10 protein-coding genes are annotated in these 12,507 nt (G+C 72.0%); 1 reads left to right on the top strand and 9 read right to left on the bottom strand.

Annotated elements, in window-relative coordinates; genetic code table 11:
- Nucleotides 1–45: 45 nt before the first annotated feature.
- The 4 genes from AC1C2W_RS01490 to AC1C2W_RS01475 all read right to left on the bottom strand — a co-directional run bounded on the left by AC1C2W_RS01490 (nt 46) and on the right by AC1C2W_RS01475 (nt 4,570).
- A complete protein-coding gene (locus AC1C2W_RS01490) occupies nt 46–963 on the bottom strand; it encodes a carbohydrate ABC transporter permease (RefSeq protein ID WP_495412165.1) in 918 nt (305 codons plus the stop codon).
- Nucleotides 963–1,892: a carbohydrate ABC transporter permease gene (locus tag AC1C2W_RS01485; protein WP_495412164.1), complete on the bottom strand. Its 930-nt coding sequence runs from the start codon at nt 1,890–1,892 to the stop codon at nt 963–965. The genes AC1C2W_RS01490 and AC1C2W_RS01485 overlap by 1 nt, the downstream gene beginning before the upstream one ends.
- 4 nt (nt 1,893–1,896) lie before the next feature.
- A complete protein-coding gene (locus AC1C2W_RS01480; protein ID WP_495412163.1) occupies nt 1,897–3,255 on the bottom strand; it encodes an ABC transporter substrate-binding protein in 1,359 nt (452 codons plus the stop codon).
- 79 nt (nt 3,256–3,334) lie between these two features.
- On the bottom strand, nt 3,335–4,570 hold the full coding sequence (locus AC1C2W_RS01475) for an ROK family transcriptional regulator (RefSeq protein ID WP_495412162.1): 1,236 nt from the start codon (nt 4,568–4,570) through the stop codon (nt 3,335–3,337).
- 171 nt (nt 4,571–4,741) lie between these two features.
- Between AC1C2W_RS01475 and AC1C2W_RS01470 the strand changes: the two genes are divergently transcribed.
- Complete coding sequence (locus AC1C2W_RS01470) at nt 4,742–5,725, top strand: acetylxylan esterase (RefSeq protein ID WP_495412161.1); 984 nt, start codon at nt 4,742–4,744, stop codon at nt 5,723–5,725.
- Nucleotides 5,726–6,012: 287 nt separating this feature from the next.
- Here the strand turns inward: AC1C2W_RS01470 and AC1C2W_RS01465 are convergent, their stop codons facing one another.
- The 5 genes from AC1C2W_RS01465 to AC1C2W_RS01445 form a co-directional block, all read right to left on the bottom strand.
- Nucleotides 6,013–6,951, bottom strand: a complete 939-nt coding sequence (locus AC1C2W_RS01465; protein WP_495388139.1) for a 4-(cytidine 5'-diphospho)-2-C-methyl-D-erythritol kinase — start codon at nt 6,949–6,951, stop codon at nt 6,013–6,015.
- Nucleotides 6,948–7,823, bottom strand: coding sequence for a 16S rRNA (adenine(1518)-N(6)/adenine(1519)-N(6))-dimethyltransferase RsmA (rsmA, locus tag AC1C2W_RS01460; protein WP_495388140.1), 876 nt, complete (start codon nt 7,821–7,823; stop codon nt 6,948–6,950). Before rsmA ends, AC1C2W_RS01465 begins: the two co-directional genes overlap by 4 nt.
- A gap of 45 nt (nt 7,824–7,868) precedes the next feature.
- Complete coding sequence (locus tag AC1C2W_RS01455) at nt 7,869–9,242, bottom strand: resuscitation-promoting factor (RefSeq protein ID WP_495412160.1); 1,374 nt, start codon at nt 9,240–9,242, stop codon at nt 7,869–7,871.
- A gap of 345 nt (nt 9,243–9,587) precedes the next feature.
- Nucleotides 9,588–10,895, bottom strand: coding sequence for a resuscitation-promoting factor (locus AC1C2W_RS01450; RefSeq protein ID WP_495412159.1), 1,308 nt, complete (start codon nt 10,893–10,895; stop codon nt 9,588–9,590).
- 259 nt (nt 10,896–11,154) lie between these two features.
- A complete protein-coding gene (locus AC1C2W_RS01445; protein WP_495388143.1) occupies nt 11,155–12,261 on the bottom strand; it encodes an aggregation-promoting factor C-terminal-like domain-containing protein in 1,107 nt (368 codons plus the stop codon).
- Nucleotides 12,262–12,507 lie beyond the last annotated feature (246 nt).

Genomic DNA, 12,507 nt, shown 5'->3' with positions numbered 1-12,507 from the left:
GGGACATGGATCGGGTGGGACGGGTTGATCGGACGCGCGGCGCCGTCAGCCCTTGACGGCGCCGGCGAGCGCGAAGGAGCCGCCGGAGAGCCGCGAGACGAGCACGTAGAGGGCGACGGCGGGGATGGAATAGAGCATCGAGTAGGCGGCGAGCTGCCCGTATGCGACCGAGCCGTACTGGCCGAAGAAGGCGAAGATGCTCACGGCCGCCGGCTGCTTCCCGGGGGTCAGCAGCAGCACGAAGGGGACGAAGAAGTTCCCCCACGCCTGGATGAACACGAAGATGAACACGACCGCGATGCCCGGGCGCATGAGCGGCAGCACGATCCTGCGCAGCGTGGTCATGGCCGACGCACCGTCGGTCCACGCCGCCTCCTCGAGGGAGATCGGCACGGAGTCCATGAAGTTCTTGGTCATCCAGATCGCCATCGGCAGGGACGTCGCGGCCATGAAGAACGTGGTGCCCGGCAGCGAGTCGAGCAGGTTGAGCCGCACGAACAGCGAGTAGACCGGCACCATCATGGCCGTGATCGGCAGGCAGGTGCCGAACAGGACGGCGTACATGAACGGCTTGTTGAACCGCATGCGGTAGCGCGACAGCGGGTAGGCCGCGAGCACCGACGCCAGGACCGTGATGACGCCGGTGCCGGTGGACAGCACGAACGCGTTCGCCAGCGGCACCCACGTCTGCTCGGGCGTCATGACCGCCGTGAAGTTCGCGAACGTGAACGCGTCGGGAAGGCGCACCGACAGGGTCGCGCTCGCGTCGAGCGAGGCGAGCACGATCCAGCCGAGCGGCAGCAGGAAGCACAGCCCGACGGCGACGAGCACGACGTTGGACGCCACGCGTGCGGCGCGCGGCCCGGGCGCGGCGACCGACGGCCTCGTGCGGCGGCGGGCCGGCGGCGCGGCCCCGACCTCTGCGGCGGGCACGGGCGACGGCGCGGGGACGGTCTGGGCCATCAGTCGACCTCCGGCTTCAGGCTGCGGATGTACACGACGGAGAAGGCGGCGCCGATGACGAGCATCACCGTGGCGATCGCGGTGCCGTAGCCCACCTGGGCGAACTTGAACGCCTCCTGGTAGGCGAGGATCGGCAGGGTCGAGCTGTCGGTGCCGGGGCCGCCGCCGGTCATCACGTAGATCAGCGTGAAGACGGACAGGGTCTGCAGCGTCGTGAGCATGAGGTTGGTCGAGATGCTGCGGCGGATGGTCGGCAGCGTGACCCACACAAGTCGCTGCCACCCGTTGGCGCCGTCGACCGTCGCGGCCTCCGTGATCTCCGGCGGCACCTCGGAGATCGCGGCCGAGTAGACCATCATCGAGAACGCCGTGCCCCGCCAGACGTTCGCGAGAATGACGGCGAGCATGGGGTAGTCGAAGAGCCAGTCGGCCCCGGTGATCCCGACGCCGGACAGCAGCGAGTTGAGCGTGCCGTCGGCGTGGAAGAAGGCGTACGCCGCGAAGGCGGCGACGATCTCCGGCAACACCCACGCCGTGACGACCAGCGTCGAGACGACGGCCCGCACGGGCTTCAGGGCGGAGCGCATAAGCATCGCCAGGCCGAGCCCGGCCACGTTCTGCCCGATGACGGCGGACGCGATGACGAAGAGCACCGTCAGCCACAGGGCCTTCGGGAAGTCGGGGTCGCTGAGCAGCGCGACGTAGTTGTCGAGCCCCACCCACTCGGGCGCGAGGGCGTTCGGCCCCGTCAGCGCCGCGTTGGTGAACGACCCGTAGAACGACCAGACCACGGGCCCGATCATGAACAACGCGAGCAGGACGACGGCGGGCAGCAGCGGCACGAGGCGGCCGGCGGTGCGGCGCACCGGAGTGCGCCGCACCGGCGACAGCCCCGCCCCCGGCGGTGCGGGGGCGAGGGCGGTGGTCACGTCGTCAGCCGTTCGTCGTGTTCTCTTCGCCGACCTGGGCGATCACGGCCTTGTCGTAGACCGCGGCCGCCTCCGCGGGCTCCTGCTGGCCGGTCATCACCGACTCCATCGCCACCTGGATGGCGTTGGAGATCTGCGCGTAGTCGGACGTGGCCGGGCGGAAGTTCGTCACCTCCACGAGGTCGGAGAAGAACGGCACCGTCGGGTTCGCCTCGGAGTACGACGGCTCCTCGGCGACGTCGGAGCGCACCGCGATCTGGCTGTTGTCGATCGCGAAGCGCAGCGAGTTCTCCTTGTCCAGGGCGTGGGTGAGGACGTCGAACGCCACGTCGGGGTTCTTCGACCCGGAGCCGATCGCCATCGTCCAGCCGCCCGACATACTCACCGCGCCGGGGGCCTGGCCCTCCTGCGTGGGCATGGCGGCCGTACCCATGACGTCGGTCCACTCGGGCCACGGCGCCGTGCCCTCCTCGAGCCAGGCGCCCGGGGTCCAGGACCCGTCGAGGGAGATGCCGAGCTTGCCCTGCGGGAACCACTCGGCCGAGACGGTGTTCCCCACGTTCGGGTCGAGCGCCTGCTGCGGCGTCGGGGCGAGCCCCTCGGTGTAGATGGTCTTGATGAAGTCGAGCGAGTCGACGAACTCCTGCGACCCGACCAACCACCTCGCCGCGTCGGTGTCGTAGAGCGTGCCGCCCGTGCCGTACAGCAGCATCTCGAAGCCCTGCATCGTGGAGCCCTCGCCCATGGGCTTGCCCGAGTACACGTTGAGCGGGATGACGTCCGGGTCGGCCTTCTTGATCGCCCGGGCCGCCGCGAGGAGCTCGTCCCAGTTCTTGGGGGCCCAGTCGTCGGGCAGCCCGGCCTTGGCGAGCACCTCCTTGTTGAACCACAGGCCGCGCGTGTCGGTGCCCATCGGGACGCCGTAGGTCTTGCCGTTGTCGCCCATGCCGGCCTGCTTGGCCTGGTCCACGAACTGGCCCCAGTCCTCCCAGCCGGCGAGGTAGTCGTCCATCGGCAGCAGGTACCCGGCCTCGACGTCCGACTTGATCATGAACGTGTCCTCGTACATGAGGTCTGGCGCGGTTCCGAGGGCCCGGTTCATCAGGGCGAGCTTGGTGAAGTAGTCGTTCTGGCTGGCCTCGATGGGCACCAGCTCGATGGTGACGTCGGGGTTCGCTTCCTCGTACTCGGCCTTGACGTCCTTGAAGAGCTCGTCGGCCTGCGTGAAGTTGCCGAACTTCTGGTACGCGATCTTGATCGTCGCGTCGCCGTCGCCCCCGCCGTCTCCCGAACCGCAGGCTCCGAGGGCGAGGACGAGCGCAGTGACCGCGGTCCCCGCGGCGAGGGTTCGTGCCAGTCGCATGGTGCTCCTTTGCCACATGTGCGGCCCGACGACATCGGGCCGGCTGACATATTAACTCAATCTAATGGAGTTAATAGTGTCAAGGTGTCCGCGGCACGCCGTCGACGAGCCCGGACGGCCGCGGGGTGAAGAGCCCGTCGAGCACGAGGCTCGCCGCGCCGACCGCCCCGACGTGGTCGCCGACGGCGGAGCCAAGCACCTCGACCGGGTGCACCTCGCGCAACGTCGCGGCGAGGGTGAGCTCGCGGCGCACCACCGGCAGGTAGTGCGGCGACAGGCGTGCCCAGGCCGGGCCGCCGAAGACGACGACGTCCGCGTCCACGAGGTCGGCCACCACGGTGATCCCCCGCGCCACCCGGCGCGCCGAGACCACCAGGATCCGAGCCGCCGCCCCGTCGCCCTCGGCCGCGAGCCGGCACAGCGTCGTGAGCGCCGCGTCCAGCTCGCTCGGCGACGACGCCGGGGTCCCGGGCGGCAGCACCCCGCCCCCCACCGCCTCCGCCACGAGCGTCCCGGCCGCCGCGGAGATCCCGATGCACCCCCGGTTGCCGCAGCCGCACAGCGGGCCGTCGTTGTCGACCACCAGGTGACCCACCTCGCCGGCGTTGCGCGACGAGCCCGCGAGCAGCTCGCCGTCGTGCGCCACGGCGACGGCGACGCCGAACCCGGTGTAGAAGAACAGCGACGTGCCCCGGAGCATGCGGTTGCCGCGCCACAGCTCGGCCACCATCGCGGCCGAGACGTCCTTGTCCAGGACGACGTCGAAGCCGGTCGCGACGCCCAGGAGGTCGCGCACGGGCACCTCCTGCCAGCCCGTCAGGAGCGGCGGCCGGAGGACCGTCCCCGCCCGCAGGTCCACCGGGCCCGGCGCGGCGACGCCCAGGCCGAGGACGGCGGACCGGTCGACGCCCGCACGCCCCAGCATGGCCTCGGTGGCCGCGGCCACGGAGGCGGCGACGGCCTCGGGGCCCGCCGGCGTCGGCTCGACGACCTTCTCCACGGTGCGCCCTTCGAGGTCGACCAGCACCGACGTCACCACCACCGGGTCGATGTGGACGCCCAGCGCGTACGCGCCCTGCGGCTGCAGGTAGAGCATCGTGCGGGGCTTGCCCCGGCCCTCCACCCGCCGCTCCCCCTCGACGACGTACCCGAGCACGATCAGGCGCGACACGATGTTGGACACGGCCTGGGGCGACAGCCCGATGCTCGCCGCGAGCTCGCTGCGGCTCGAGCCGTCCGGGGACCGGCGCACCTGGTCGAGCACCACCATCTGGTTGAAGTCGCCCACCCGCGGCAGGTTCGTCCCGCGTCGCACCGTGTCCCCATCTCGCCGTCCGGCCGGGGGCGCCGCCGCAGCACCGCGGTCCACGCGCCCAAAGTGGGAGCAGCCTAGACGTCAGCCAGAGGACGCGGCGCCGGCCCCGCCGTCGGCCCCGCTACAGTGCAGCCGACACCGCTGTCGCGGAGAATGCCCCGGAGGAGACCGATGGCCCAGTTCGACCTGCCCGTCCCGGAGCTCGAGGCCTACGTGCCCGAGGTCGACGAGCCCGCCGACTTCGACGCGTTCTGGTCGCAGACGCTCGCCGAGACCCGCGCGCACGACGCCGCGCCCGAGCTCGCGCGGGTGGACTCCGGCCTGACCGAGCTCGTCGTGGACGACGTGACATTCCCCGGCTTCGGCGGCCACCCGATCAAGGCGTGGCTGGTCCGGCCGGCGCACGTCGACGGGCCCCTGCCGGCCGTGGTCGAGTACGTCGGGTACGGCGGCGGGCGTGGGCTGGCGCACGACCACCTGGGGCTCGCGGCCGCCGGCTACGCGCACCTCGTGATGGACACCCGCGGCCAGGGCTCCGGCTGGGGGCACGGCGGCGACACGCCGGATCCCGTCGGCAGCGGCCCCGCCTCCCCGGGCTTCATGACGCGCGGCGTCCTCGACCCCGCGACGCACTACTACCGCCGCGTCTTCGCCGACGGCGTGCGGGCCGTGGACGCGGTGCGCCGGGTCGACGGCATCGACCCCGCGCGCGTCGCGGTCACCGGCGCCAGCCAGGGCGGCGGCATCGCGGTCGCCGTCGCCGGCCTGGTCCCGGACCTCGCGGCCGCCGTTCCGAACGTGCCGTTCCTCAGCCACTACCGCCGCGCCGTGCAGATCTCGGACGCGATGCCGTACGGCGAGATCACGCGCTACCTCGCGGTGCACCGCGAGCACGAGGACGCCGTCTGGCGCACGTTCTCCTACCTGGACGGCGTCTCCTTCGCTCGCCGCGCCCGCGCGGCCGGCCTGTTCTCCACCGCCCTCATGGACGCCGTCTGCCCGCCGTCGACGGTCTACGCCGCCTACAACCAGTGGGGTGCGCTCGGTGACACCACGCCCGAGAAGGCGATCGATGTCTACCCGTACAACGGCCACGAGGGCGGCCAGGGCTACCGCTTCGCCCCGACCCTCACCTGGCTCGCCAAGCACCTCTGAACGCGCCGACCCGTCGCTGGTTGAGCCTGTCGAAACCCGAGTCGCTGGTTGAGCCTGTCGAAACCCGAGTCGCTGGTTGAGCCTGTCGAAACCCGAGTCGCTGGTTGAGCCTGTCGAAACCCGAGTCGCTGGTTGAGCCTGTCGACACCCTGCCCCTTTGGTTTCGACAAGCTCAACCAGCGGGTCCCCCTGGGGTTCGACGAGCTCAACCAGCGGGTCTCCCTGGGTTTCGACAAGCTCAACCAGCGGGTCCCCCTGGGTTTCGACAAGCTCTCCAGCGGCCCCGGTCAGGGCAGCAGGCGGGCGCCGTGCGCGGGGCTCGAGGTGCACCAGACGGAGTCGGCGGCGCCCTCGGCGGTCCACGACGCGGCGATGACGAGCGCGTGCTGCCGCGAGCGGGCCAGCGCGGCCACGGTGGGGCCGGAGCCGGACACGAGCGCGCCGAGCGCACCCGCCTCGCGGGCGACGTCGAGCGTGCGCTCCAGCTCCGGGCGCAGCGAGAGCGCCGCGGGCTCGAGGTCGTTGTGCAGGGCCCGGCCGAGCGCGTGCGCGTCGCCCGCGCGGAGCGCCTGCATGAGGCCCGTGTCCTCCGCGAGCCCCGGGTCGCCGGCCGCGTCCCCGACGGCCAGATCGTCGAACCGGCCGTAGACGGCGGGCGTCGACAGCCCGTCCTCCTGCACCGCGAACGCCCAGTGGAACTCGCCCCGCGTCATGGCGGGCGTGAGGAGATGGCCCCGGCCAGTGCCGACTGCCGTGTGCCCGAGCATTGCGAACGGCACGTCCGACCCGAGCCCGGCGGCGAGGTCCGCCAGGTCCTCGCGGCTCAGCCCGGTCTGCCACAGGGCGTCGCAGGCGACGAGCGTCGCGGCCGCGTCGGCCGATCCCCCGGCCATGCCGCCGGCCACCGGCACCCCCTTCGCCAGGTGCAGCGCGACGTCCGCCGTCATCCCGACTCGCTCGGCGACCGCCACCGCCGCCTTCCAGGCGAGGTTGGACGCGTCCACCGGCACGTGCGCGGCCTGGGGGCCGTCCACGGTGATCGTCACGCCGGCGCCCTCCGGCACCTGCGTGGCGGTGATCTCCTCGTAGATCGAGACCGCCTGGAAGATCGTCGCCAGCGGGTGGTACCCGTCGTCCTGGACCGCGCCGACGCGCAGCGACAGGTTGACCTTGCCCGGCGCGCGCACCCGGACGGACGGCGACGGGGCGGCGGCGAGGTGGGTCACGCGTCCACCGTGCCAGCAGCGACCGGAAGCTGCTCGGCGATCCGCGCGAAGTCGCCGACCTCGAGCCGCTCGCCCCGCAGCCCCGGGTCGACGCCGGCGGCACGCAGCGCCACCTCGGCGGCCGCGCCCGAGCCGAAGGTGCTCGCCAGTGCGGCACGCAGCGTCTTGCGCCGCTGGGCGAACGCGGCGTCGACGACGGCGAACACCTGCTCGCGCGTCGCGGTCGTGACCGGCGGGTCGCGCTTCTCCAGCGCCACGAGGGCGGAGTCGACGTTGGGCTCGGGCCAGAAGACGTGCCGGCTGACGTTGAGCGACCGCCGCGCGTCGGCGTACCAGGCGGCCTTGACCGATGGGATCCCGTAGGTGCGCGAGCCGGGGCCGGCGGCGAGCCGGTCGGCCACCTCGGCCTGCACCATCACGAGCACGCGCTCCAGCGTGGGGAAGCGCTGGAGGAAGGTGAGCAGCACGGGGACGGCCACGTTGTAGGGCAGGTTCGCGACGAGCGCCGTCGGGGGCTCGCCCGGCAGCGAGGTGACCTCGAGCGCGTCGGCGGTCACCACTTCGAAGTCCGAGTCCGGGGCGTGCCGGCGGACGGTCGCGTCGATCTCCCGCGCCAGCGCCCGGTCGATCTCCACGGCGACGACCGAGGCCCCCGCCTCGAGCAGGCCGAGGGTCAGGGATCCCAGGCCGGGGCCGATCTCCACGACGCGCTCGCCCGGCCGCAGCCCGGCGGCGCGGACGATCTTGCGCACCGTGCCGCCGTCGTGCACGAAGTTCTGACCGAGCGTCTTGGTGGGGCGCACACCGAGGCGCCCTGCCAGCTCGCGGATCTCCGCGGGGCCGAGCAGGGCGCCAGGGGTGGTGTTCGTCATGGGGGCGAGTCTATTCGGCGACCCGCACCGTGCGGTGCCGGCGGCTCAGTACCAGCCCACCGACTGCGAGTGGCCCCACGCGCCGCACGGGGTGCCGTACACGTCGGTGATGTAGCCCAGGCCCCACTTGATCTGCGTGGCCGGGTTCGACTGCCAGTCGGAGCCGGCGGACGCCATCTTCGAGCCGGGCAGCGACTGCGGGATGCCGTAGGCGCCCGACGACGGGTTGGCTGCCGAGGCGCTCCAGCCCGACTCCTTGGTCCACAGCGACTCGAGGCACGTCCACTCGGAGCCGGACCAGCCGCGGGCGGCCGCCATCTGCTTGCCGATCGAGCGGGTGGACCCGGAGTAGCTCTTCGTCTCGGACGTCGTGGCGGGCGTCTTGGCCTTGGGCTCCGGGCGATCCTTGGTGCCCTTCACCAGCACGCGGGTCACGGGCTTCGTGGTGACCTCGTCGGAGACCTTGGTCTTCTTGACGACCTTGCCGTCGATCGTCGTGACCTGCTGCACGATCGTGCGCTCGCCGTCCTTGCCCTTCGTCACGACCTTCGCGTCCTGGTCGGAGTAGCGCTTGTCGGACTTCTTGGTCTTCGACTCGTTCGCGACGGCCTTGGTGGTGGCGACCTTCTTGGTCTCGACGCGCTGCACGACGACGGCGACCTGCGGGGTGGCCGGCGCGGTGGCCGCGTCCTCGACCTGGGTCGCGTTCTCGCCCGCATCCTTCTCCGCCTGCTCCGCGGCCCTCTTCTCTGCGGCCTTCTTCTCGGCCGCGACGGCCTGCGCCACGCTCTTCTTCACGTCTGCGTTGGTCGTTTCGGTGACCTGCACGCGGTCCCTGCCGCCCAGCTCCACGTCCGCCTCGGTGAGCACCGCGGCGACGTCCTCCGCACCCTCCACGACGTCCGTCCCGCCGTCGTGGACCACGGCCACGGGGCCGTCCACGTCGACGTCCACGGGCAGCGAAGCCCGGTCACCCGAGCGCGAGGCGACGATCCGCACGTCGCCGCCGCGGGCGGTGAGCGTGTCGAGCGCCTCGTCTGCGTCGAGGGCGTTGACCCACGTGTCGGTCTCCTCGCCGTCCACCTGGACAGTGAGCTCCTTGCCGGTGCGGACGACGACGTCGGCGCCGTCCTCGAGCGAGGCGCTCGCCGTCGGGGTCACGGTGTCGCGGTCGTCCACGGCCACCCCCTGGGAGTCGAGCATCGCATCCACGGAGTCGGAGTACGAGGTGACGGTGCGCAGATCGCCGTCGACGTCGAGCGTGATGGTCTTGCGGGCGTCGGCGTAGGCGACGGCGCCGCCTGCCACGGCGACCGCGGCAACGGTCGCGGCGGCCAGGAGGGGCCAGCGGCGGCGGCGGCCGCGGGTCGCGGTCCCGTCGGTCGCAGGCTCTGGCGAGGTGTGGGGGATGAAAGTCACGGGGGTCCAGTCGTCGTGCTGTCCGGGCACGGTCGTCGGGGGCGGGCCTCGAGGGCCTGCCGCACCGGGCCGGCGCGTTCGCGCCTGGCTCCGGCCTCCGCACCCTGGGTGCCGAGTATCGACCCACCGATCCGGCGGCCACCCCGCGGTGCCATACACCAGAACAGTGCGGCTCGCACGCGGGACACCCGAACGTAACTGATTCGTTATTGCAAACCTAATCCTCGGGGCCCGACGTGACGAGCCCCACGCCCTCCGGACACACGAAGACCCGCTGGCGGAGCCTGTCGAAACCCAGGGCTCCGGGTTCGACAGGCTCAACCAACGGGTCGTCGGTCAGTCAGGTCAGAGCAGGCCGAGCTTGGCCGCGCACCCGGGCCACTGGCCCCAGCCCGACTGCGCCTGCAGCTTCTTCGCGATCCGCGTCTGCTCGCCGGCGGAGTTCTCGGACGGGAGGCCGCTGCCGCCCATCGCCTGCCACGTCTGTGCCGAGAACTGGTACAGGCCGTAGTAGCCGTTACCGGTGTTCGTCGACGGGTTGCCGCCGGATTCGCACTGGGCCAGCTGACCCCAGACACCGGCGGGCGCGGACCCACCGGCCGACGACGAGCTGTCGTCCGACGAGTCGTTGGAGGAAGAGCCGTTGGAGGAAGAGCCGTTGGAGGAAGAGCCGGAGGACGAGTCGCTCGAGGAGGACTCCTTCTCCGCGGGCTCCGGCTCGGGCTCGGGGCGCTCCTTGGTGCCCTTGACCACGATCTCCGTGACGGGCTTGGTCGTCACGTCGTCGGAGAGCTTCTTCTTGCTCACGACGTCGCCGTCGACGGTCGTCACGCGGTACGCGATCGTCCGCTCGCCGTCCTTGCCCTCTTGGGCCACCTTGCTGCCCAGGTCTGCGTACCGGTCGCTGTCCTTCTTGGTGCGCGACTTGTGGTCTACCGCGACCTTCTTGGTGACCTTCTTGGTGTCCACGCGCTCGACGACGATCCGCACGGTGGGGTCACCCTCGGCCTTGGCGGCCTGGCGCTCCACGAACACATGGTCGGCCTTGTCGACCGTGACGTCGAGCCCCTCCAGGATCGCGTCGAGGCCCACCGAGCCGTCGTCCACCACCGTCGTGGTGCCGTCCGCGACGACCGCGACGGCCTGGTCGGCGTCGAGCCGCAGCGGGAGCGACGCACGGTCGCCGGAGCGCGACGCGACGAGCGAGACGTCGGAGCCGCGTGCGTCGAGGCCGCGGAGGGCCTCGTCGGCGTCGAGGGCGGTCACCCACACGTCGTCCTGCTCGCCGTCGACGTCCACGGTGAGCTCGCGGCCGTAACGGACCACGACCTCCGAGCCGTCGCGCAGGGCGGAGTCGGAACCGGGGGTGACCGCATCACGGTCACCGACGCGGACGCCCTGGGCGTCCAGCAGGCCGGCGACCGAGCCGGAGAACGTCTCGACGCTGCGGGTCTCGCCGTCGATGTCGAGCGTCACGCTCTTGCGCGCGCTCTCGTAGGCCGTGGCGGCACCGCCCGCGAGGACGAGGGCGCCGGCCGCGATGCTCGCGATCAGCGGCAGGCGCCGCCGACGGGTACGGGTCGTCGTGTCGGCGCCGGGCGCCTCGGGCGTCGACTCGGCCGAAGGGTTGGGAGTCTCGTTCGAGGAGTTCACACAGGTCCAGTCGTCGTGCGATCCGGCCACGACGACGGGGTCCCGGCTGGCTGCTGGGTCCGGTATCGATCCGGTGGCTCCGAAGACCGTAACCGGATCGTGATCGATGTCCAAGCCTGGTTGTGGTAAGGATGCCCCCGTCTGTCCGGGGCTGTCCGATAAGTCTGGCCGAAACCCGTGGGTCGACTCACACCCCGTATCGCTGGTTGAGCCGGTCGAAACCCGGCTCGAGGTCTCGACAGGCTCGACCGACGAGCGATCAGTAGAAGCCCTTGGCCATCGAGTGGGCCCACGCGTCGCACGGCGCGCCGTACCGTCCGGCGATGTACCCCAGCCCCCACTCGATCTGCGTCGACGGGTTGGTGCGCCAGTCGGAGCCGACGGTCGCCATCTTCGAGCCCGGCAGCGCCTGCGGGATGCCGTACGCCGTGCTCGACGGGTTGTCGGCGTTCCATCGCCAGCCGGACTCCTTGTCCCACAGCTTCTCGAGGCACGCGAACTGGTCACCGCCCCAGCCGCGCTCGGCCGCCATCGCCTTGCCGATCGCCTTGGCGGAGCCAGGGTCCGGGTTGGCCGTCGAGGCCTCGAGGGTGCCCACCACGATCTCCTCGTCCACCGGCTCGCGGGTCACCTCGCGGTCGAGCACCGTGCGCTCCACCTCGGCGCCGTCGAGGGTGCGCACCTCGTAGGTCGTGACGCGCTCGCCGGGGACGCCCGCGGTGCGCACCACCTCGTACCCCTTCGGCAGCTCGTCGGACTCGATGCGCTCGGTCTCGAACGGGATGACCTCGGTGACGCGGTCGGCGTCGGTGTCCCCCCGGCTGACCATCACCACCATCCCGTCCACGGCGGCAGCACCGAGCAGCACGGACGTGTGGTCGTGCTCACCGAGCGTGATGCCCGCGGTGCCGAGCACGTCCCGCACCGTGGACTGGGTGGTGCGGATCGGCAGCACCAGCCCGTCGACGGCGATCTGGACCGTCTTCGTGGTGGAGACCCGCACCTCGTCACGGTCCAGGCGGGTGGAGCGCGACGCCGAGGTCACCGCGTCGGTCCCGCGCGGGCCGAGGGAGGCGAGCAGCTCGCCCACCGTGTGCGCCGTCGTCGGGAACGTCGTGACCTCGCCGTCGATCTCGACGGTCACCTCTCGGCTCGTCCGCACCACGACCTCCCCGCCGTCCGCGACCACGGACGCGGACGCCGGCTGCACCAGGTCGTCCGGGCCGGGCGTGATGTGGTGGTACTTCAGCACGTCGGCCACGGAGGCGCCGTACGCGTCGACGGTGGCGACGTGGCCGTCGTAGTCGATCGTCACGGTCTTGTGCACCTGCGCCACGGCGGCGGCGCCACCGACCAGCGCGATCACCACCGCGCCGTGCACGAGGTGGCGCGCGGGCCCGGTCAGCGCCGCGGCCCGGGGCCGTGAGCGGCCGGGCGCGGTTGGCGTGCGCGTGGACCCGTCAGCCGTCGCCGGGGGGTGCGTCGACGCTTCCGACGCCCTCTTCGCCCTCGACCTCCGCACGAGCACCAGACCGTAACGGAACCGTGACCTCGTGGGAAGCCCCTCGGGCGGTTCGGCGGGCTGCCCGGCGGCGTCCGCCTGGTGCGAGGC

Source organism: Isoptericola sp. Y581, assembly GCF_059445475.1.
The sequence above is the reverse complement of the archived record's forward strand: the minus strand, read 5'-3'. Positions and strand labels throughout refer to the sequence as shown.

Excerpts from the sequence above, each read along its gene's own strand:
- AC1C2W_RS01480 (WP_495412163.1), bottom strand. The coding sequence starts at position 3,255 with ATGCGACTGGCACGAACCCTCGCCGCGGGGACCGCGGTCACTGCGCTC.
- rsmA (WP_495388140.1), bottom strand. The coding sequence starts at position 7,823 with ATGACGAACACCACCCCTGGCGCCCTGCTCGGCCCCGCGGAGATCCGC.
- AC1C2W_RS01490 (WP_495412165.1), bottom strand. The coding sequence starts at position 963 with ATGGCCCAGACCGTCCCCGCGCCGTCGCCCGTGCCCGCCGCAGAGGTC.
- AC1C2W_RS01470 (WP_495412161.1), top strand. The coding sequence starts at position 4,742 with ATGGCCCAGTTCGACCTGCCCGTCCCGGAGCTCGAGGCCTACGTGCCC.